This window comes from Clostridium brassicae, assembly GCF_026738875.1.
Taxonomy (GTDB): Bacteria; Bacillota; Clostridia; order Clostridiales; family Clostridiaceae; genus Clostridium_H; species Clostridium_H brassicae.
The window spans coordinates 96,203-118,628 of record NZ_JAPQFJ010000004.1; the positions used below are offsets into that span (position 1 = coordinate 96,203).

At 29.5% G+C, this 22,426-nt stretch carries 18 protein-coding genes; 8 read left to right on the forward strand and 10 right to left on the reverse strand.

All coding sequences use genetic code 11. From position 1 onward, the window contains the following. Positions 1-71: 71 nt before the first annotated feature. Positions 72-524: a MarR family winged helix-turn-helix transcriptional regulator gene (locus tag OW729_RS05610; protein WP_268060495.1), complete on the reverse strand. Its 453-nt coding sequence runs from the start codon at positions 522-524 to the stop codon at positions 72-74. 512 nt (positions 525-1,036) lie between these two features. Between OW729_RS05610 and OW729_RS05615 the strand changes: the two genes are divergently transcribed. Both OW729_RS05615 and OW729_RS05620 read left to right on the forward strand, forming a co-directional pair. Beyond that, positions 1,037-3,703, forward strand: a complete 2,667-nt coding sequence (locus OW729_RS05615; RefSeq protein WP_268060496.1) for a cation-translocating P-type ATPase — start codon at positions 1,037-1,039, stop codon at positions 3,701-3,703. Between the two features lie 175 nt (positions 3,704-3,878). After that, complete coding sequence (locus OW729_RS05620; protein ID WP_268060497.1) at positions 3,879-4,046, forward strand: DUF3787 domain-containing protein; 168 nt, start codon at positions 3,879-3,881, stop codon at positions 4,044-4,046. A 72-nt stretch (positions 4,047-4,118) separates the two neighbouring features. On the opposite strand, the gene nifJ is transcribed toward OW729_RS05620, so the two are convergent. From nifJ to OW729_RS05655, 7 genes are all read right to left on the reverse strand, one after another. Further along, the gene (gene nifJ / locus OW729_RS05625) at positions 4,119-7,643 is read right to left on the reverse strand and encodes a pyruvate:ferredoxin (flavodoxin) oxidoreductase (protein ID WP_268060498.1); all 3,525 of its coding nucleotides are present in this window, start codon (positions 7,641-7,643) and stop codon (positions 4,119-4,121) included. Between the two features lie 178 nt (positions 7,644-7,821). Then, positions 7,822-8,421: a manganese catalase family protein gene (locus OW729_RS05630; RefSeq protein ID WP_268060499.1), complete on the reverse strand. Its 600-nt coding sequence runs from the start codon at positions 8,419-8,421 to the stop codon at positions 7,822-7,824. A 5-nt stretch (positions 8,422-8,426) separates the two neighbouring features. Next, positions 8,427-8,711: a spore coat protein CotJB gene (locus tag OW729_RS05635; protein ID WP_268060500.1), complete on the reverse strand. Its 285-nt coding sequence runs from the start codon at positions 8,709-8,711 to the stop codon at positions 8,427-8,429. A 17-nt stretch (positions 8,712-8,728) separates the two neighbouring features. Continuing rightward, entirely contained in the window at positions 8,729-8,956 is a 228-nt protein-coding gene (locus OW729_RS05640) for a spore coat associated protein CotJA (RefSeq protein ID WP_268060501.1), read from the reverse strand. A 163-nt stretch (positions 8,957-9,119) separates the two neighbouring features. Then, complete coding sequence (locus OW729_RS05645) at positions 9,120-10,298, reverse strand: DegT/DnrJ/EryC1/StrS family aminotransferase (RefSeq protein WP_268060502.1); 1,179 nt, start codon at positions 10,296-10,298, stop codon at positions 9,120-9,122. Positions 10,299-10,327: 29 nt separating this feature from the next. After that, positions 10,328-11,449 (reverse strand): DegT/DnrJ/EryC1/StrS family aminotransferase, encoded by a 1,122-nt coding sequence (locus tag OW729_RS05650; protein ID WP_268060503.1) that lies wholly within the window; start codon positions 11,447-11,449, stop codon positions 10,328-10,330. 27 nt (positions 11,450-11,476) lie between these two features. Beyond that, on the reverse strand, positions 11,477-12,256 hold the full coding sequence (locus OW729_RS05655; protein WP_268060504.1) for a DeoR/GlpR family DNA-binding transcription regulator: 780 nt from the start codon (positions 12,254-12,256) through the stop codon (positions 11,477-11,479). Positions 12,257-12,778: 522 nt separating this feature from the next. Between OW729_RS05655 and OW729_RS05660 the strand changes: the two genes are divergently transcribed. Continuing rightward, positions 12,779-13,987, forward strand: coding sequence for an alanyl-tRNA editing protein (locus tag OW729_RS05660; RefSeq protein ID WP_268060505.1), 1,209 nt, complete (start codon positions 12,779-12,781; stop codon positions 13,985-13,987). A gap of 48 nt (positions 13,988-14,035) precedes the next feature. Here OW729_RS05660 and OW729_RS05665 read toward each other — a convergent pair whose 3' ends face one another. Further along, entirely contained in the window at positions 14,036-14,680 is a 645-nt protein-coding gene (locus OW729_RS05665) for a TVP38/TMEM64 family protein (protein WP_268060507.1), read from the reverse strand. 341 nt (positions 14,681-15,021) lie between these two features. Between OW729_RS05665 and OW729_RS05670 the strand changes: the two genes are divergently transcribed. The 5 genes from OW729_RS05670 (at position 15,022) to OW729_RS05690 (ending at position 20,613) form a co-directional block, all read left to right on the forward strand. Continuing rightward, complete coding sequence (locus OW729_RS05670; RefSeq protein WP_268060508.1) at positions 15,022-15,558, forward strand: DUF6143 family protein; 537 nt, start codon at positions 15,022-15,024, stop codon at positions 15,556-15,558. Between the two features lie 221 nt (positions 15,559-15,779). Next, a complete protein-coding gene (locus OW729_RS05675; RefSeq protein WP_268060509.1) occupies positions 15,780-16,958 on the forward strand; it encodes an FMN-binding protein in 1,179 nt (392 codons plus the stop codon). 16 nt (positions 16,959-16,974) lie between these two features. Next, the gene (locus OW729_RS05680) at positions 16,975-17,637 is read left to right on the forward strand and encodes a response regulator transcription factor (protein ID WP_326498359.1); all 663 of its coding nucleotides are present in this window, start codon (positions 16,975-16,977) and stop codon (positions 17,635-17,637) included. Between the two features lie 4 nt (positions 17,638-17,641). After that, the gene (locus OW729_RS05685) at positions 17,642-18,982 is read left to right on the forward strand and encodes a HAMP domain-containing sensor histidine kinase (protein ID WP_268060510.1); all 1,341 of its coding nucleotides are present in this window, start codon (positions 17,642-17,644) and stop codon (positions 18,980-18,982) included. A gap of 302 nt (positions 18,983-19,284) precedes the next feature. Beyond that, the gene (locus tag OW729_RS05690; RefSeq protein ID WP_268060511.1) at positions 19,285-20,613 is read left to right on the forward strand and encodes a glycosyl hydrolase family 18 protein; all 1,329 of its coding nucleotides are present in this window, start codon (positions 19,285-19,287) and stop codon (positions 20,611-20,613) included. 174 nt (positions 20,614-20,787) lie between these two features. On the opposite strand, the gene OW729_RS05695 is transcribed toward OW729_RS05690, so the two are convergent. Further along, positions 20,788-22,140 carry an MATE family efflux transporter gene (locus tag OW729_RS05695; protein ID WP_268060512.1) on the reverse strand — a complete coding sequence of 451 codons (1,353 nt, stop codon included), beginning with the start codon at positions 22,138-22,140 and terminating at the stop codon, positions 20,788-20,790. Positions 22,141-22,426: the final 286 nt, after the last annotated feature.

Sequence of the window (22,426 nt, forward strand, 5' to 3'; positions counted from 1 at the left end):
CTCCATTTATTTGAAATTATCAATTTCTAATCTCACATATTGTAAATTCAATACAAAATATTTAAAATAAGTTAGCCGTCTAATTTATTTTCTTCTTCTTTTGAAAGATTATCTTTCATTTGTATAAATAATCTACGAAGTAAAACTTTCTCTTCTATTGTAAAACCATTAAAACATTCTGAATCTATAATTTTTATAATTTCTTTTACTTTCTCACAAATTTCTTTACCTTGTTGTGTAAGATATACCCTTGAAACACGTTGATCTTCAGTATCTAATCTTCTTCCCACAAGTTCTGCTTTCTCCATTCTTCTAAGCATAACTGTAATGGTAGAAGGTTTTATCTTAAGCTTATCCGCTAACTCCCTCTGGCTTTGTCCATCATTATGATATAATGCCATTAGCATTGGTGGTTGTCCTGGATAAATTCCTATTTTTTCAAGAAGCATATGAGTACGATGATAATGAAGCCTTATTACTTGTATAAAAGTATGATATAGTGAATCATGTTCACAAAAGTTCATTTATATCCCTCCATTTATTTAGCCAGCTAATGTTTTTATATTATCACTTCATTTTTTTATAGTCAATATTTTTTTTAATTATTGATTATGTTAAATTTTGCTTATCTATTTTATCTTTTTAATTTTTTCGTTTTCTTTTTCATATTAATATACACTATTACATAAGGTAAGAGTCAATATATGCTTTAAACAAATTACATAGAATTATGAAATTTCCTGAAATATATAAATTTACCTCCTAAAAATTTTAAATTTTAGTGAATATTTTACTCTAAGTAAAATATAATTATAATATAAACTTAGTTTCAAAATTAAATATTTTTTCCATATATTAAAAGGGAGTAGTAATAAATATAATATCAACATTACGGCTAACGAAAGTTGCCTGGTATTATATGCCAATATTATTGGTTACAAGACTTTTAATATGATTCTTGAATTTTCTAGAATTATATTGAAAGTCTTGTTTTTTTATATATTTATATTTAAAAATTTTCAAAGGAGTAGTATTTATGAAAGATTTTCACCAAAAATCAAAACAAGAATTAATGAGTATATTAAACGTAACTTCTAAAGGCTTAAACAATAAAGAAGTTCAAAAACAAAGAGAAAAATACGGCTTAAATCAACTTCAAGAAACAGCAAAGAAAACAACCTTACAGGTTTTCTTAGAACAATTTAAAGATTTGTTAGTAATAATATTATTATTTGCAGCAAGTATATCTATGTTTTTAGGAAATTCTGAAAGCCCTATTGTCATATTTTCAGTTGTTTTATTAAACGCTATTTTAGGCACTATGCAACATATTAAAGCAGAACAGTCTTTAAATAGCTTAAAAGCTTTGTCTGCTCCAACAGCTAAAGTGCTAAGAAATGGTGAAAAAATTGAAATTTCTTCAAAAGAAGTAGTTGTAGGAGATATTTTATATCTAGATACTGGTGATTACGTATCTGCTGACGGTAGAATAATTGAAAATTATAGTCTTCAAGTTAATGAAAGTTCATTAACTGGTGAATCAGAAAGTGTTTTAAAAACAGATGATATCATAAAAAAAGATAATGTAACAATAAGCGATAAAAAAAATATGGCTTTTTCAGGTAGTTTAGTAACTTATGGCAGAGCTTCTATATTAGTTACTTCAGTTGGTATGGACACAGAGCTTGGGAAAGTAGCTGAACTTTTAGAAAACACAAAAGAAAAGAGAACCCCATTACAAGTTAACTTAGATAATTTTAGTAAAAAATTAGCTGCTGCTATACTGATTATATGTGTTATTGTATTTGGATTAAATATGCATAGGGGGTACGCATTCGTAGATTCTTTTATATTCGCAGTAGCTCTTGCAGTAGCAGCTATTCCTGAAGCTTTAAGCTCTATTGTAACAATTGTACTGTCTCTAGGTACTCAAAAAATCGCTAAAGAAAATGCTATAGTCCGAAAACTTCAAACTATAGAAAGCTTAGGAAACATCTCAATAATATGTTCAGATAAAACAGGAACTTTAACACAAAATAAAATGACTGTAAAAAAAATATATATTGACAATAAAATTTTAGATTATAATGAATTAAATCCTGAAAAACCTATAGAAAAAAAATTAATCTTAATGAGCTTACTCTGTAATGATGCTATAACTATAGAAAATAAAGAAATTGGAGATCCTACAGAAGTAGCTCTTGTAAATTTAGGTGATATTTATAATTTAGATGAATTAACTATAAGAAAGAATTATCCAAGGCTTGATGAGATAACTTTCGATTCTGAAAGAAAACTTATGAGCACCGTTCATAACATCTCTGAAAAAACTCTAATGGTAACTAAGGGCGCTTTAGATGTATTACTCAGTAAAACCGTAATGATAAATTCCTGTGATGGTATAAAGCCCATTACCCCTAAAGACATAGAAAATATTGAAAAAACAAATGAAAAATTCTCTAAAAACGGATTAAGAGTCCTTGCCTTTGCCTATAAAGAGATTAATACAAACAAATCTATTACTATAGATGATGAAAATAACTTAATATTTGTAGGTCTTATTGCTATGATGGATCCACCAAGAGAAGAATCTGCTAAAGCTATAGCTGATTGTATAAGTGCAGGCATTAAGCCAATCATGATAACTGGAGATCACAAAATCACTGCTTCTGCTATAGCTAAACAAATTGGTATATTAAAACAAGATTCTAGAGCCATTGAAGGCCATGAAATTGACAAGATGAGTGATAAAGAATTAAAACAAAAAGTTGAAAATATTTCTGTTTATGCTAGAGTTTCTCCAGAGCATAAAATAAGAATAGTAAGAGCATGGCAAGAAAAAGGAAATATAGTTGCTATGACTGGAGATGGAGTTAATGATGCCCCCGCACTAAAACAAGCTGATATAGGCATAGCTATGGGAATCACAGGGACAGAAGTTGCCAAAGATGCGGCTTCAATGATACTAACAGATGATAATTTTTCTACTATTGTAAAAGCTATATCTAATGGTAGAAATATCTATAGCAATATAAAAAATTCTATTAAATTTTTGTTATCTGGTAATATAGCAGGTATTCTATCAGTTTTATATGCTTCCTTAACCTCTCTTCCTGTACCCTTTGCTCCTGTTCATCTTTTATTTATTAATCTACTTACTGATAGCCTTCCTGCTATAGCTTTAGGACTTGAACCTAACAAAAAAGAGGTAATGAGAGAACCTCCAAGAGATGTAAGCACTCCAATATTAAATAAAACCTTTGGAATAAATATCTTATTTGAAGGTTTATTAATCTCTATATGTTCAATGACAGCTTTTCATATTGGTTTAAATACAGGTGATAAAAAACTTGCAAGTACTATGGCTTTCTCAACTTTATGCCTTGCAAGATTAATTCATGGCTTTAATAGTCGTTCTAAAGAATCCATATTTAAAATTGGTTTATTTTCTAATAAATATCTGTGTATAGCTTTTTCCTTAGGTTTTGTTCTCTTAAATTCAGTTTTGTTATTTAATCCATTAAAAATAATCTTTGAGGTTAGTTATATTAGTTTACGCCAAATCTTAGCAATCTATGGCTTATCCCTGACCCCTTTTATAACAATTCAGACCTATAAATCATTATTTCCTGAATCAAATACAAAAACTACTTATTATAAAAACCTTTTAGAGAAAACTATCTACCATCAGTTTAGAAATTGAATATATGAGAATCATATTCAAAAACATACAGTTCACTCCATTAATAAATATAAATTATTAATATTCATAATTTTTTAGTTCACTTATGCACAATTAAAAGCTAACGCTAGCAAAATATAAACTTTTATTTATATTTTACTTAATACTGATAATACTATTTATGAGGAGTGATTATATGAGCAAAAATAAATCTAAAGAAAAATTCATGGCTACACCTATAGAAAAGCATGACACTGCTGCATGGGCTAATAAAGAAAAACTTAAATCAACATCAATGGTTAGTATTCCTAATGATCATGAAGTAATAAATGCTAAAGAATATGTTGATGAAAATCAAAAATAATAACTTTTAAGGCTATTTATAAAAGCTGTTAGTATTAATTTATACACTAACAGCTTTTATTTATAATATTAACTATTTTAGTTGAGATAAACGTTTGTATATATCATATCTTTCTTTAGCATTATTTTCAGATTCTTTAAATAACAAATCTGCTCTTTCTGGGAATGTATTCATTAATGAAGAATATCTAATTTCGCCTTGAATAAACTCTTTATATGAAGCTGTTGGTTCTTTAGAATCCAGAATAAATGGATTTTTCCCTTCCTTTTTCAAATCAGGATTGTATCTATACAAATGCCAATATCCAGCTTCTACAGCCTTTTTCTCTTCTTTCATACTACTTCCCATACCTAACTTTATACCATGACTAATACAAGGTGCATAAGCTATAATAATTGAAGGTCCTTTGTATTTCTCAGCTTCTACTATAGTCTTAATAGTATGATTCATGTTTGCACCCATAGCTATTTGAGCAACATATACATTTCCATAACTCATAGCCATTAGTCCAAGATCCTTCTTTCTTGATTTTTTTCCTCCTGCCGCAAGTTTAGCAACAGCTCCTGTAGGTGTAGCTTTAGACGATTGACCACCTGTGTTTGAATATATCTCAGTATCCATCACAAAAAGATTTACATCATCACCCATAGCTAATACTTGGTCTACTCCACCATATCCTATATCATAAGCCCAACCATCTCCACCTATAATCCAATGAGACTTTTTAATTAGAAAATCTTTTTTATCTAAAATTTCTTTTATTATAGGATTTTCTTTATCTTTATATTCTTTTAATACTTCTAATACCTTTAATGAAACACCTTTAGATAATTCTCCATCTTCTTTACAATTTATCCATTCATTGAATGCTTGTTTTATAGACTCATTTAGTGTAGGCATCTCCATTGCCTCTTTCATAAGATCCATTAATCTTTCTCTTATCTGCTTTACTCCAAGAAACATACCATATCCATATTCTGCATTATCTTCAAATAATGAGTTGCCCCAAGCTGGACCTTTGCCATTATCATTAGTAGTATAAGCTATAGATGGTGCACTTGCTCCCCAAATTGATGAGCAACCTGTTGCATTAGCAATCATCATTCTTTCACCATACAATTGTGTTAACAGTCTAATATATGGAGTTTCTCCACACCCTGGACATGCACCGTTAAATTCTAAAAGAGGCTTAACAAATTGACTTCCTTTAACTGTCTCTTTATCCATCACACCGTCTTTTTCTTTAACTTTAGCAGCAAATTCCCAATTTTCAGATTCCATTTCTATCTGCTCATCTGCTGATTTCATTATAAGAGCTTTACCTGGTGCAGGACATATATCAGCACAGTTACCACATCCAGTACAATCTAATGGAGCTATTTGTATTCTATAGTAATAATTTTCAAGTCCTTTTCCAGTTGGTTTTTTAGTTTTAAATGTATCAGGAGCCTTTTGAGCTTCTTCTTCATCTAAAAGGATTTGCCTTACAGTAGCATGAGGACATATATAAGCACATTGACCACATTGTATACATTTATCTATCTGCCACTCTGGAATCATAACAGCAATTCCTCTTTTTTCATAAGCAGTAGTTCCAAGTGGAAATGTTCCATCTTCCATGCCCTTAAAGGCACTAACTGGTAATTCATCTCCTTCATTTCTAGCTATCTTTCTTTGTATTTTTTTTACAAATTCAGGTTCATCTTTAATAGGTCTTTCTTCTTCCTCAGCTTCATTCCAAGATATAGGCACATTTATTTTAATTAGACTTCTTATTCCTCTGTCTACAGCATTCTTATTCATTTCAACAATTTTTTCGCCTTTTCTGCCATAAGTTTTTTCAATAGACTCCTTTAGATATTTAACTGCATCTTCAACAGGTATTATATTAGCTAATTTAAAAAATGCAGATTGCATAATCATATTTATCCTTGCTCCCAATCCTATTTCTGAAGCAATCTTAATAGCATCAATAACATAGAACTCTATATTATTTTGGGATATATATTTTCTTATAGATGCAGGTATTTTTTCATCTAACTCCTCTTCTTTCCAAGGACAATTAAGTACAAATGTTCCGCCCTTCTTTAGTCCTTTTAATATATCATAATTATATAAAAATGCTTTATTATGACAGGCTATATAGTCTGCTTCGTGTACCAAATATGAAGATCTTATAGGATTTTTCCCAAAACGCAAGTGTGAAATAGTCGTTCCTCCTGATTTTTTACTATCATATGAAAAATATGCTTGAACATAAAGATCTGTATTATCTCCAATTATTTTAATTGCACTTTTATTAGCTCCTACAGTACCATCTGAACCTAACCCCCAGAATTTACAACTTATATTGTTTTCTGGTGCAGTATTTATCATTTGTGCTTCTGGTAAGGACGTATATGTTACATCATCTACAATACCTACAGTAAAATTATCTTTTGGATTGTCTTTTTTCATATTCTCAAATACTGATAAGATTTCAGATGGTCTTGTATCTTTTGATCCTAAACCATACCTTCCTCCTATAATCACTGGTTTATTTTCAGACTTGTAGAATAATTTAGCAACATCAAGGTATAAAGGTTCTCCTGGGGCACCAGGCTCTTTTGTTCTGTCAAGTACTGAAATTTTTTCTACTGTTTTAGGTATTACATTTAAGAAATGTTTAGCTGAAAAAGGTCTATATAAACGAACTTTAACAAGTCCGACCTTCTCCCCTTTTTTATTAAGATAATCTACAGTTTCTGAAATAGTATCACATCCAGAACCCATAGCAACTATAATATACTTTGCATCTGGTACACCATAATAATCAAACGGATGATATTCCCTTCCTGTAATTTTCTTTATTTCCTGCATGTAACTTTCTACAATGTTAGGAACTTCGTCAAAAAACTTATTTGAAGCTTCTCTTCCTTGAAAATAAATATCTGAATTCTGAGTCGTTCCTCTAACAACTGGATGTTCCGGATTTAAAGCCCTATCTCTAAATTGCTTTATGGCATTATAATCTACAATTTTAGCTAAATCATTATAGTCTATTGTTTCTATCTTTTGATACTCATGAGATGTTCTAAATCCATCAAAAAAATGAAGAAATGGGACTCTTGACTTAATTGCACTAAGGTGAGCTATACATCCTAAATCCATAGCTTCTTGTACATTTGATGAAGCTAAAAGAGCAAATCCTGTCTGCCTACATGCCATTACGTCTTGGTGGTCTCCAAAAATTGATAATGCATGCGCACCAAGAGCTCTTGCACTTACATGAAATACTGCTGGAAGTAATTCTCCAGATATTTTATACATATTAGGAATCATAAGCAATAATCCTTGAGAAGCAGTGTATGTAGTTGTTAATGCTCCTGCAGCAAGAGAACCATGAACAGCTCCTGCAGCTCCTGCTTCAGACTGCATTTCAGCGAGCTTTACTTCTTGACCAAATATATTCTTTTTACTATGAACTGACCATTCATCTACAGATTCTGCCATGGGAGTTGATGGAGTTATTGGGTATATAGCTGCAACTTCAGTAAACGCATATGATGCATATGCTGCTGCTTGATTCCCATCCATTGTTTTCATAACTTTAGACATAAAATATCCTCCTTAAAAATCACATTATACTTCTTGTTTTAACTTGATTTACATTTATATGTTGTTCAAATTTTATGTCAATATTCGCTTAGATTAGATTTATCCAATATTATCTTCTGTGCATAAAAAAGCACAGAGAAAAATTATCCTCTGTGCTAAAGTATCTATATACTTTTAATTACTTCATAAAATCTGGTTTTGGCATTACAAATAGATGAGGCTCTTGTAAATAATCTTGAACAATTCTAAGAGCTTCACCAAATCTCTGATAATGAACAACTTCTCTTTCTCTTAAAAATTTTAAAGGTTCTATTACATCAGGATCATCAGCCATTTGAATTAAGTACTCATAGGTAGCTCTTGCTTTTTGTTCTGCGGCTAAATCTTCAGTAAGATCTACAATTGGATCTCCTTTTGATTGAACATATGCAGCTGTAAATGGAACTCCTGACGCACTTACAGGATAAACTCCTCTACCATGATCTGCATAATAACCACCTGCACCACTTTTCTCTATTTCTTCAACACTTGCGCCTTTTAATAGTTGTCTAACCATTGCACCAACCATCTCTAAGTGTGCTAATTCTTCTGTACCTATGTCATTTAATGTAGCTATAGCTTGAGGAGTAATCATGGCAAACCTTTGACTTAAGTACCTTAAAGATGCTCCTAATTCTCCATCTGGGCCTCCATATTGGGTTATAATTATCTTTGCCATTTCAGGATTAGGATTTTTTATTTTAATGGGATATTCTAATATCTTTTCATAAGTCCACATATATACTACCTCTCCCCTCTCTCAAACTCAAAATTAGCCTCATATTCCCAAGGCCACGGTTCATTTATCCATTGCCATGGATATGGACTTTGACCATTTTCAGATAACATTCCGTAACAAAGCTCATAATTTTGTTTTAATGCCTTACACTGCATTACATATAAATTATATTTAGCAAGAGCCTGCTGATCCATAGGATGAGTATTAAGATATAATCCAAGATCTTCAACTACAAAATTTAAGGCAGTGATCTGTTTTAGAAGCTCCATTTTACTCATATTTTTACTCACAATATTCCCCTCCTTACTTACATATTAGATTTATCTTTTACTGGGTAAGGACTAAAAAGTTCTGGGAAAACAGTCCCTCTTTTAAGAGATTCTATAGGTGAGAATATAGTGCAAAGTTTTTGGAAAGGAACATATGCTGCAGCTAACCTAACATTTCTTATTACCATTTCTTGTGGGATACATTTTTCATTAGGTGAATAAATTGCATCTGTTTTGTTAATTTCTGATTTCATTGGATGAGCCATATTATAATTTTTCCTCCTATTTCTTTACTAACACAATAGTAATATATTCTATTCAAGCAAAAATGCTACACCACAATTAATCTCAGATGATCTCTAATGATAAAAAAATTGTATAGCAATTTTTTATAATCACTATACAATCTTATTATTTATATTAATTTAACTAGCCTAAAACTTTTTCTACACATTTAACAAGTTCAGTTGCTACATATTCAGCATCATCAAATGAAAGTGTAGAGTAAAGCGGTAATGTTATTTCATTAGCATATTGTGCATATGCATTAGGATAATCTTCTACTTTATATCCTAAATTTTTATATACAGTAAACATAGGAAGTGGCATAAAGTGTACATTTGTAGCTATATCTTTTTCTGCCATCATTTGTATAACTTTATTTCTTTGTTCTTCAGTAAAATCTTTTATTCTTAATGTATATAAGTGATAACAAGTTTCAGTTCCGGCTTCTCCTCTGAAAGGAAGTGTTGCCCATTCTTTTTCCTTAAGGACAGAATTATAGACATCAAATAACTTACTTCTCTTTTGAAGCATTCCTTCATATCTTTCAAGCTGCACAAGACCTATTGATGCCATAATATCTGTCATATTACATTTAAAACCATCAGTTAAAATATCATATCTCCATGCTCCTGCTTGCATTTTTGAAAGAGCATCTTTTGTCTGTCCTTGTAATGATGTATATTTAAATTCTTTATATAAATCTTCTTTACCTTTAAAGTTATTATTGTTAAAAGTAATTGCCCCACCTTCTGCAGTTGTGAGATTCTTTACTGCATGATATGAAAATACGTGAAAATCCATCTGTCCTCCAACTTTTTGTCCCTTATATGTAGCACCAAATGAGTGAGCTGAATCAGATATAAGTACAATATCCTCACGATTTTTAGCCTTTATTACTTTCTTAACTGCATCATAATCTACAGGAACTCCTGCTATATCAACAGTCATTATTGCTTTAGTTTTTGGTGTTATAGCATCATAAATTTTTTGCTCATCTATTAAAAAGTCACCTTTTTTTACATCTACAAAAGTTGGTTTTATACCTCTATGTAGTAATACGTTAGATGTAGCAGCATATGTGTATGGTGTTGTTATAACTTGATCTTCTCCACCAATTCCTAATACTTTTAATATAAGTTCTAATCCAGCAGTAGCACTATTTAAAGCTACAGCATGATTAGCAGCAGAATATTTTGCTATATTTTGTTCGAATTGAAGTGTTTTTGGTCCAGATGTAATCCAACCTGATTTCATAACTTCAACTACTGCATCAATTTCTGCTTGAGTTATATCTGGTGGTGAAAATGGTATCTTTTTATTCATATTAAACATCCTCTCTTTAATTGGTTCTATTATTTTCTATAAAATTTTTTAATTGTTTCACATACAAATTCAACTTCTTCAGTAGTCATCTCTGGATATATAGGAAGTGCAATAATCTCTTGTGCAATCTTTTCAGCTACAGGGAAATCACCTTTCTTATATCCTAAATATTGAAAACTTTTTTGTAGATGAAGAGGCATTGGATAATATATACTTGTTCCTATTTCATTTTTCTTTAAGTATTCTGCAAGTTCATATCTATTTTCTGCTAATATATTAAATACATAATACACTTGATGTTGATCACCTTTAACTTTAGGGAATCTAATATTTTTACAATCTTTTAATCCTTCAATATATAACTTAGCTATGTTTTCTCTCTTCTTTATTGCTTCATCTATATATTTTAACTTAACTGATAATACAGCCGCTTGAAGAGTGTCTAATCTAGAATTATATCCTATAAAATCATAATGATATTTTTTTGAGGCACCATGTACTCTATAAGATTTTACAAGCTGCGCTAAATTATCATCATTAGTAACAATCATTCCCCCATCGCCATATCCTCCAAGAGTCTTTGTTGGGAAGAATGAATATACTCCAAAATCTCCAATAGTTCCTGAATGTCTATACTCACCACTGTTTCCTTTAAATCTCATACCAAATGCCTCAGCAGCATCTTCTAGAACTCTAAGATTGTGTTTACCTGCTATTTCCATGATTTTATCCATATCACTCATTTGATTAAATAAGTGTATAGGAAGTATTCCTACTGTATTTTCATTTATTTTTTCTTCAATTTTATTAACATCAATTTGCAATGTATCTTCATCAATATCTACAAAAACCGGCTTTCCTTTATGTTTTATAATACATGATGCAGATGCAAGAAAAGTAAATGGTGAAGTTATAACTTCTTTTCCATCCTTAAATCCAAGTATATCTGAAGCAATAACTAATGCATCAGTACCTGATGCTACTCCTATAGCATGTTTTGCTCCTGTATACTCTTGAATATCTTTTTCAAGTTGAGTAACTTGTTCACCTAATATAAAATTACCTTTTTCAATAACAGATTGAATGGCTTTATCAAATTCACCTTTTTTTTCATTATATTCTCTTAGAGATGTGTAAAAATTAACTTTCATTATTTTACCTCCTTTTATTGAATAAAATTATGTATTTTTTATTTGTTTTGCAGTTAAAACCTTTATTCCTAATTTCTCTATTTTGTTTATTTCCTCATCAGGTGCTTCCCAATCAGTTATTAATATATCCAACTCTTTAATATCTATAGTTTTTGAAAAAAATTCAGTACCTACCTTATCAAAATTGGCAAGACATATTTTTCTGCGAGATACTTCTGCTACAGTCCTTTGAAAAATAGCTCCTTCTGGTGTAGAACTACTTAAACCATGTTTTGCAGAAATTCCTCCTCCTGTTAAAAAAGCTATATCTATTCTTAATCCTCTTATAAAGTCGGTAGATAATACATCAACCATACCTTCTTCACTTTTTATTTTTCCACATACTATGTATGTTTCAATATTGTTTATACTTTTAAGTTTTTGTGCAATTGTAAGTGAATTTGTAATCACTGTAAATTCCCTATCTTTTGGGAGATATTTTAATAAAACATAGTGTATACTGGCTCCTCCTATAAAAACAGTATCTCCCTGCTCTATATAAGTTGAAGCTAATTTAGCAACTGCATTTTGGTGTTCTGTTCCTTCACTATATCTAATTTTCTCGTCCATTGGCAGTCTTCTAACTTTTGATAAAGGTACAGCACCTCCATGAGTTCTTTTTAAAAGTCCCTTTTTCTCCATAAATGTAAGGTCTCTTCTAATAGTATCTATAGAAACGCCACACTCTTCCGCTAAATCTTTTACAAATACTCTTCCAAGTAACTTTACTTTAGAAAGTATTAATTCTCGTCGTTCCTCTGCAAACACAACTATATAAAACTCCTTTCATCTACACCATAGACACACTTTAAGTTGCCCAATAACATAATAACACTTTTTTGCTGTTTTGTTAATACTTTTTTGCTGTTTTTTGCTGTTTTGTTCTGTTTTTTGTTTGTCATAACTATTTACTAATTCATAGTGTCATAATATTTTATATCTAATTCTTTAGTTAATACTTCATTTATAAATATAATCTTTCATCAATATTATTGTAACATTTACTTAAAATCTTCATAATTAAAACTAAAAATTTCATATCATACATTACCTTTCATAGAATTCTTTTATATCTTTATAGTACAATTATAAAAGAACTAAGACATATGAAAATAAATAACAAGTCAAAGATGCGACGGATATTTTGTGAAATACAATGACTTGGGTTCCGCTAATAGTTATTCTATTAGTGGGTTCCAAGGAAGAAGTAGTTCACAAAAAAACTAGCATACTGACTAGTTATTTATTTAAATGTGCCTACTATTAGCTATTAAAAGGAGAACTATAAATATGCAAAAGCTTTATTATGAAAACCAATATATAAAAGTATTTACTGCTGAAATAATAAACATACTAGAGGTAAATAATGAATTTCATATTCTTTTAGATAAGACCTACTTTTATCCTGGTGATGGGAATCAACCTTGTGATACTGGATATTTAGAGTCAATCCCTGTATTAAGAGTATACGAAAAAGATGGCTCTATATATCATGTAACTGAAAAAAAGCCAATAAAAATTCATAAAATTAAATGTTCTATTAACTGGAAAAATAGATTTGACAGTATGCAACAGCATCTTGGACAACACATTCTTTCTTCTTGTTTTCTTAACTTATTCAATGGAAATACTATAGAATCTAAATTAGGTGAAAACTATTGCACCATTGATATAGATAAAATTTTCGATATGTCCCAAGTAGAGGAGTCTGAAAAACTATCAAATAAGATTATATTTGATAATATTCCTGTTGAATTTATATACCCTTCTAAGTCAGAACTAAAAAAATTATCATTGAAAAAAACTCTTATCAAAGCAAGTGAACAAATAAGAGTATTTAAAATTGACGATATATTTATAACTCCATGCTTTGGAATACATCCTAATTCCACAATAGAAGTTCAACTAATCAAAATCATAAAATGGGAAAACCATAAAAATTTCACAAGGATAACATTTTTATGTGGCAAGAGAGCTATAGAAGACTATTTTTCAAAAGATATGTTTATTTCAAAAATCTGTACTGATTTAAAATGTGATAAAGAAGAAGCATTAGTAAAAATACAAAATATTACACAAGATCTACGAAAAACTACTCATGAAAACAATAATTTGAAAACTAAAATTGCCGATTACGAAATTCAAAATATGATCAATAACTGTGATAAGCTAAATAATATTAACATAATAAAATCAGTATATGATAATTCAGATTTTAAGTACATCAACCTTCTAGCTTCAAAACTGACATCCTTTCAAAATGTCATAGTTTTATTTGCTATTAAAGATGATGACAAAGCACGTCTTATATTTATGTGCTCAAAAGATTTGAAAGTTATTAGTATGAACTCACTCTTAAAAGATTCCATAACCTTAATTGATGGAAATGGAGGTGGAAGTGATTTTTCTGCTCAAGGTGGCGGAAAGAATACTAGCAACCTTGATTCAGCCCTAGAATATGCCTTCATGAAGATAAAAAACTGCTTAAATTCTAAGTAAAATTTATAATAGAAAAATGTTGCATCGCAACATTTTTCTATTAAATATTTAAACTATATCCTTACTTTTTTTAAAAGCAATTCCTGAAAGTAAAGTAGCTATAACTATTATCGTCATAGGTATAATAAATTTTGCGCATAAAGGATTAAATATATTCTCTCCCATATAAGAATAACATAAAGTTTCTGGTACAACCCCTAGTAATGAAGCAAATATAAAAGCTTTATAATCTATTTTAGTTAATCCACAAGCATAGCTTAAAGGATCATAAGGCAATACTGGAGGTAATCTAAGTAAAAAAAGTATCTTAAATCCCTTTTTCTCTATATTTTGATTCAGAGATAATACTTTGCCTTTTAGTATCTTATCTACAAACTCCTTACCTAAAAATCTTGCTACCATAAAAGCTAGCGTTCCCGAAATAAAAAATCCCACCATATTTATAGTAAAACCTTTTATTGGACCAAATAGTATTCCTGAAGCTATAGACAACATAGCTGACGGTATCACTAAAAGTATTGGCTTTAATGAGAATATTATAATAAAACATAATAAAGCATATTTACCATAACCTTTAATATACTTTACTAAAGAGTTTACATCTTTAAATTCTTGAAGTTTTTCCCTATTAATGAAAATAAAAATAGTAACTAAAAGTATAATTATTAGCCCCACTAATTTTTTGTTCCTCATGATAAACCTCTTGTCCTTTCCTATTAATACTATCATTGTAACATAATAACTATAATTTATGTACCTAAATATACCACTCTATCACTTTTTCAACTATAAATAATTTAAAGAAATTTTCATACTTAATTTATATTAATATAATATGCAATATTTTCAAATTTTCTAATACTTAATACTAATAAGTAAATCAAAACAAAAAGTAATATACTTAGAAGATAAAAAATTTATAGCTAACTTTTATACTTTTGCATTTATTGGACTTTTAACCTCATGTTTGAATTTAAACATTTATGCTTGTACCAATTAATGCCTTATAGCATATGATACATAGAGGTGATAAGATGTATATTCCACCAAATTCTTGTGATATTAAAAAAGTCGTGAATATTGAAAACCCTGTTTATCAATCCTTTAAAGGTAGATATTTTATTGGCCAATCAAATTTATTAAGCTTTGGTTTCGATGGTTATGCATGGGGAGCTTTATATAATCCACAAAACTCTGGAGTAATTTTATATGTTAGTGTTGTAACTGTAACCAACACCTCCAATTTGCCAATAAAGTCAAGAATTTATATGGGTTCTTCTATCCCCGAAGGAGCAATTACAGTAACTTCAATTACACCTGCTAATCTTGCTTTTTCACCACCACCTAAACCAATGGTGCGTTTCCTTGCTGGTCAATTCCTAACTGATGAAATTACAGATGGCATCAAAGCTTTTACAAGGATTGTACCATCTAATTCAACTCTAGCTAATGAAAAAGACGGTAAAATAGTTATTCCTCCTGGAAGCAGTTTTCTAACATTACTAGTTCCACCTGGTCCAGAATTAGTCAAAGCTGATATAGCATATGGTTGGTGGGAGAAAAAAATATAATCAGCTTACCCTATTAATTTAAATCCAGAGAAGTTTTCTCTGGATTTAAAAATTTTATCTTTTTTATTTTCCCATAACTATCCCATAATTTTCACATAGGTTTCTGATAGATTATGAACAAAAATAACTCTATAATAATTCTAACAATAATTTTTATATTGAGAATTCACTATCAATAAATAATAGATAAACTTAAGATAAAATATGGAGGAAATATTATTATGAAAACAATTCAAAAATATCGTTTTGGAATCCAATTTATATTTTTAATTTTAACAATTACTTCATTCTTTATTAACTTTAAAATTGCAATGCTAACAATCCTAGTGTCAACTCCTTTATTAGGAGTATTCTACTGTAGTTGGATCTGTCCATTTGGCTTTATTCAAGATTTATTTAGCAAACTAGGTAATTTATTTAAAATAAGAAAAAGAAAAATGCCAAAAGCTATTCAAAAGATACTTGTATTTAATAGATATGTAATATTGCTAATTGTATTTTTAGTTGAAGTAGACTTGATTTTTAATATTATGTCATTTGACCCCAGAGTAAACTTTGAAAAATTACTATTAGGTAATTTAATTTCAATTGGTACCATTGTAGTTATATGTATATTTTCATTAGTATCTTTATTTTTTGATAGACCATTTTGTAATTACTTATGTTATGAAGGAGCTAAATATGGTCTAATGAGTATTCTTAGACCTTTTACCATAAGAAGAAATGAATCTACATGTATTAACTGCAATAAATGTAACATAGTTTGTCCTATGAATATTGAAATATCAAAATGCAGTAATTTAAGATCAGTTCAGTGTATTAATTGTTTCCAATGTATTTCTAACTGTCCTGTAAAGGATACTCTTAGTTATGGTAAAGTACACTTTAAGCAAAATAAAAAGAACAAATACTTACCTATATTGGTAGTGATACTAGTATTGATTACAGTTCCTTTAGTATATAATATATTTAATAGAACTAATCCCTTAAACGCAGAAAAACATTCTAATATTTATGACAAAACAACAATTAATGATACGCCTAAATCATCAACCTCTAATAACGAATCTTCATCATTAGATAGTACAAAAACAGCTGACAATAATAGTACTGAAAACTCAGTAGGTACAACAAATATTACTGATGGTTCCTATACTGGTACTAGTGAAGGTTTTAGAGGTCCAATAACCGTGAAAGTAACAATAAAAGACCAGAAGATTTCAACTATAGAAGTGCTAGAATCTAGTGATGATATGAAGTGGTTTAACAGAGCTAATGCTACTATACCTAATAGCATCATTGAATCCCAAAGTACCGATGTTGATACAGTTAGTGGTGCAACATATTCATCTCTGGGTATTAAAAATGCTGTTAAAGATGCTTTAGAAAAAGCAAAGTAAAAAGGTGATGATGTATATGAAGAAAATATTTCTAGTTGAAGATGAAAAAAACTTAAGTGATCTATTAGTATCTTATCTAACAAATGCTGAATATAATGTTATAACTTTCAATAATGGATTAGATGCTAAAAATGCTATTTCAGAGAAACCTAGCCTATGGATACTTGATATTATGCTTCCTGGTATAGATGGATATAGTTTAATTAAAGAAATTAAGAATAATACTCCTGAAATACCTGTAATATTTATGTCTGCTAGAAGTGCAGAACTAGATCGTGTAATTGGGCTTGAGATGGGAAGCGATGACTACCTCCCTAAGCCTTTTCTCCCTAGAGAATTAGTTTTAAGAGTGAATCGAATTTTAAAAAACAAAAAAAGCAAACAAGGTGAAATAGCAGTTTCCTTAGGCCCCTATATTTTTCATAGACAAAAGAGAGTAATTATAAATAACAGTGAAGAAATTACACTAACAGTAAAAGAATATGATATATTAGAATTTCTCATTACTAACCGTGGAACAGCTATAAGTAGAACAGAAATCATTGATAACATTTGGGGAACAGACTATTTTGGCTCTGAAAGAGTTGTAGATGACACTCTTAGACGACTTAGAAAAAAAGTACATAACTTACCTTTAGAAACAGTATATGGCTATGGTTATATGTTGAAAATGGAGTGACAACATGAAAAAAACATTTCGTTCGATAAGTTGGAAAATATGGTATGATATAACTCGAATTATTGCAATACTATTAATTATAATCTTTATTGCTAACATTACTGTTTTTAAAAATGCTAAAGATGAATTTATTTTTAATCAATTAAAAGAATCGGCCGAGGCTAAAAAGAATGGAGAACAGAGCTTTATACAACCAAATAAATTAGAAGGAACATCAGAAGCCCCTATTTTGGTAGCTCATTTTAGAATTGAAAAAAACGGAGATAAAATTAATATAACTATTGATAAATTTACTGAGGCCTTATATTTAAATAATAAAAATAATGAACAAATCATCGATAAAATCGTTGATAATATATCGAAATATGGTGTTGAAGAAGATCAAGGCATAATAAAAGATAACGGTATGTCTCATTATTATTATGTGGACTGGAATGACACTAAAACTAGCGCTATGGTTTTTTTAACTTCATCTAAAGAAAATATCAAATTTGGAATTGAAGTTTTTGCCATTATAATAATTCTTCTCATAATCAGTTTTTTCACTTCCAAGATTGCCGCAAAAAAAATTGCTGAGCCTATTCAAAAGCTTGTAATCTTTGCTGAAGAAATTTCTAAACGTAATTGGAGCACAAAAGTACCTAAAACTGATCCTGATGAAATTGGACTTTTATCGGAAGCATTAGAGAAAATGAGAGATTCATTAAAAATTGCGGAAGAAAGAGATAGACAATTTCTACAATCTACATCACACGATTTAAAGACCCCTGTTATGATTATTAAGGGATATGCTCAAGCTATATTAGATGACATAAGTATAAATTCAGAGAGATCAGCAGCTGAAGTAATTAAAACAGAATCTGAGCGTTTAGAAAGACGAATTACTCAACTACTAAAACTAAATACACTTGGACATATACTTGAATATAGCGAAAATCGGGAAATTGTAAGAATTGATAGGATTTTGAAAAGCATTATATCTAAATTCAGCATAGTCAGCCCTGAACTAAATTGGGAACTAAATTTTAAAGAATTAGAAATTAAAGGTGATGCAGAAGCACTTCTCATTGCATTTGAAAATATTATTGAAAATCAACTAAGGTATGCAAAAACCTCAATTTCTATATCTATAGATATTAATGATAAATCAGAGATAAAAATCTCAAACGATGGACCACCATTTGAAGTCAATGATCCAAATATACTCTTTGATACTTATAAAAAAGATAAAGAAGGTAAATTTGGGCTAGGTCTTGCTATCGTAAAACAAGTTATTGAAGCCCATGGAGGAACTATATTAGCTTATAATATAAATAAAGGTGTTGAATTTAAAATTAACTTTTAATAGTATATATTTTATAGACATAGGATTATAGGCTATCTTAAAATTATTTAATTAAATAATTTTAAGATAGCCTTTTTTTAATAAAAAAAGTTATCTATACTTTAAAAATATTATGATTAATTCAAATAGATTTTCCTAGGAAACAATACCATAAATTACTTGTCCATTATGTTTATTTCCCGGTCGATATAATAAATATTATATTAAAAAATCAGCTTAATTAATAGAGAAATTAAACGCCTCTAATGTAGACCAATATTAAATCAAAATTAAACTTTATATTTAAAAGGGAGTGGTTTATATTGAAGTATTATAAAAAACTTTTATTATTTATTACTGTACTTGCTGTATTTGTTTTAAACACTAATTTTATTTTCGCTAAACCTAATAAAAAATTAAAATCTCCACCTGCAGCTCCTACTTCATTAACTTATACAGGAATAGCACAAAATGAAGTAACTTTAAATTGGCAGTCAGTTTCTGGAGCTACAGGCTACAAAGTTTATCGAGCCACTCCTAGTGACTCAAATTATACTTTAATAGCTACAATTTTAACAAATAGCTATAAAAACACAAATTTAGCGTCTAACACAAAATATTGGTATTTTGTTAGAGCATATAATTCCGTTGGTACATCCCCAGATTCCTCGCATATAAATCTTACAACGGCTCAATCTATATCAACTTCTAAAAAACTAGTAATGGGCTTTGCTACTTATTATTATTCAGGGGACAATTCCTCCTATAATTCAATAGCAACAAACACCTCAACAATTGATGAAATTGCCACACATACTTATATAACAGATAGTTATGGAAAAATTTCAGGCTTAGTTCCAACAAATCAAATAACTTATGCAAATAGTAATGGAGTTAAAACACTTGCCATGGTATCAAATAACTTTGATGGTAATATAGCAAAAACATTATTAGAAAATCAAACAAATAGACAAACTTTAATAAGTAATATTTTAAATGCCATAAAAGTTAATGGATATAAAGGAGTTAATATTGACTTTGAAGGTCTATACTATTATGATAGAAGCTATTTAACAGCATTTATGAGTGAACTTTATAGTACACTTCATCCTCAAGGTTTTTATGTAACCATGGCTGTTGCTGCTAAAACTAGTGATAGTCCTACAGCTTCTTGGAGTGGCGCTTATGATTATGCTACACTAGCTAAATATTCAGACCAAATTGTATTAATGACTTATGATGAACATTATCCTGGCGGCACACCTGGATCAATCGCTTCAATTAGTTGGGTAGAAACTGTAATTAAATATGCTCTTACAGTTATACCAAAAGAAAAGCTTCTCCTAGGGACTGCAGCTTACGGCTATGATTGGTCCATAAATGGAACTAAGGCCTACAGTATTTCAGCCACTTACAATTTAGCTGCAAATTATGGAGCTACTATAAAATGGGATTCTGTATCACAATCTCCATATTTTACTTATTCAGATGCATCTGGTATTAGTCATACTGTGTGGTTTGAAAATGCCCAAAGCTTAAACTATAAGCTTAACTTAGTAAATTCATATGATATATCTGGTATAGCGATATGGCGACTTGGACTTGAAAATCCAGATTATTGGACAAGCATTAAAACCAAATTTAATAGATAACTAAAATACTCAATTATCTTCCACTTATACCTAAGTTCTGAGCAATAATTTATTTTTGCTTATGATTATTTAGTAACTTAAAAATGATATTATAATTGTATACGAAATACCCAAAGGAGAATCACCACCATTATGTGGTGTTCTCCACTAATATCATCATAGATGTCTATACATCTAAGCTTCAATACTACTTATTGTATACATCTTTTTGTACTCCTTAGAAATTAACAATACTAATATAACAAATACTATCCCATCTATTAATGGACTTACAAACCATACAGCACTAATTCCTACAATAGATGGAAGGAATATAATTGCTGGTACAAATAATATTATCTGTCTTAATAAAACTAGTAAACCAGCATTTTTTCCATTACCTATTGATTGAAAAAATGTTACTCCCATAATGAAAGTCCCTAATACTGGGAACGTACTATACATTATTCTAAAATTAGTAATTCCTTGATTAACTATGGATATATCTGTTATCATTAGAGATAATACTTTTTCAGGGAATAATTGAATAGGAATCCAGAATACAAGAGCAAGTGCAGTGGCTCCTAATATAAAAATATTTGTACATTTCTTTACTCTTGAAAATAATTTTGCTCCATAATTTGTTCCAACTACTGGTTGTAATCCTTGACTCATTCCCCAAAGTGGAATAAAAGAAAGAGCTTGTATCCTCAACGTTGCTCCCATTAATATCAATTGATTATTACCACCATACTTTGCTGCCATTCTATACATTAATGTCTGTTGTACCATACTCATAACTTGCATCATCATAGCAGATACACCTACTGAGAATATTTCTGATAGAAGTGTTCTTTCAATTTGTATTTTATGAAACCTAACATTTTTACTTTTTCTTATAAAGTAAAACATTGTAATTACCGCTTGAATAATTTGAGAGGTTATAGTCGCTACTGCTGCCCCTTCGATTCCATGTTCTCCAAAAGCCATTATTAAAATAGGATCTAATATTATATTTAAAACAGCTCCTATTGTCATAAAAGCCATAGCTTTTTTCATAATTCCTTCTCCACGCATTACCATATTTGCACTTTGAGCAAAATTAACAAAAATTGAGCCCATAAAAATAATGCGAAGATACCTTATTCCTAACTCTAAAATTTCTCCCTCTGCCCCAGTTAAAAGTAAAAGCTCTTTTGTGAATACAATTCCTACACTCATAATAATGATAGAGAATATTAATACTAAGCATAATAAATTTCCCATAATTTTATTTATTGTTTCTTGATCGTTCTTTCCTATTGCTCTTGACAAAATGGATGAAGACCCTATTCCTATCAAAGTAGCTATAGCACTATTTAAAAATGTAATTGGATATGCAACTGCTACAGCACCCATAGCATTCTTCCCTATTAACTGTCCAGCAAAAACTCCATCCATAAATGAATATAATCCTATTACTACCATCCCCAGAATTGCTGGAATACATAATTTAAACATCAATTCTCTAGGTTGTTTTTGAAGCAATTCCTCTCTATTTTTATTCATAAACAAACCTCTCCTTTCATTAAACATATATAAAATTAATAGACACTTAATTTTATTTTCACTTAAATTCCATTCTTAAAATATAATTTCTATTTTTACAGTATAGTGCTATTAATATAATTGTAATTGATAATCATTATTAATTCTACTCCAAAAAATAAAATGCTCCAAAAGAAAATCTTATTAAAGATTTTTTAGTTTGAAACATTTTATTATAAAACTGTGTTTAAAAAATTGCTAGCTTCCTATAATTTCAAAATAACACTCTTTTAAAACAAAACTTATT

What these genes read in the sequence shown, in the direction of transcription:
- OW729_RS05695 (WP_268060512.1), bottom strand. Translation starts at nt 22,140, where the DNA reads ATGAATAAAAATAGAGAGGAATTGCTTCAAAAACAACCTAGAGAATTG.
- nifJ (WP_268060498.1), bottom strand. Translation starts at nt 7,643, where the DNA reads ATGTCTAAAGTTATGAAAACAATGGATGGGAATCAAGCAGCAGCATAT.
- OW729_RS05685 (WP_268060510.1), top strand. Translation starts at nt 17,642, where the DNA reads ATGAAAAAAACATTTCGTTCGATAAGTTGGAAAATATGGTATGATATA.
- OW729_RS05650 (WP_268060503.1), bottom strand. Translation starts at nt 11,449, where the DNA reads ATGAAAGTTAATTTTTACACATCTCTAAGAGAATATAATGAAAAAAAA.
- OW729_RS05670 (WP_268060508.1), top strand. Translation starts at nt 15,022, where the DNA reads ATGTATATTCCACCAAATTCTTGTGATATTAAAAAAGTCGTGAATATT.
- OW729_RS05680 (WP_326498359.1), top strand. Translation starts at nt 16,975, where the DNA reads ATGAAGAAAATATTTCTAGTTGAAGATGAAAAAAACTTAAGTGATCTA.
- OW729_RS05640 (WP_268060501.1), bottom strand. Translation starts at nt 8,956, where the DNA reads ATGGCTCATCCAATGAAATCAGAAATTAACAAAACAGATGCAATTTAT.
- OW729_RS05620 (WP_268060497.1), top strand. Translation starts at nt 3,879, where the DNA reads ATGAGCAAAAATAAATCTAAAGAAAAATTCATGGCTACACCTATAGAA.
- OW729_RS05615 (WP_268060496.1), top strand. Translation starts at nt 1,037, where the DNA reads ATGAAAGATTTTCACCAAAAATCAAAACAAGAATTAATGAGTATATTA.
- OW729_RS05660 (WP_268060505.1), top strand. Translation starts at nt 12,779, where the DNA reads ATGCAAAAGCTTTATTATGAAAACCAATATATAAAAGTATTTACTGCT.
- OW729_RS05630 (WP_268060499.1), bottom strand. Translation starts at nt 8,421, where the DNA reads ATGTGGACTTATGAAAAGATATTAGAATATCCCATTAAAATAAAAAAT.
- OW729_RS05645 (WP_268060502.1), bottom strand. Translation starts at nt 10,298, where the DNA reads ATGAATAAAAAGATACCATTTTCACCACCAGATATAACTCAAGCAGAA.
- OW729_RS05665 (WP_268060507.1), bottom strand. Translation starts at nt 14,680, where the DNA reads ATGAGGAACAAAAAATTAGTGGGGCTAATAATTATACTTTTAGTTACT.
- OW729_RS05675 (WP_268060509.1), top strand. Translation starts at nt 15,780, where the DNA reads ATGAAAACAATTCAAAAATATCGTTTTGGAATCCAATTTATATTTTTA.
- OW729_RS05610 (WP_268060495.1), bottom strand. Translation starts at nt 524, where the DNA reads ATGAACTTTTGTGAACATGATTCACTATATCATACTTTTATACAAGTA.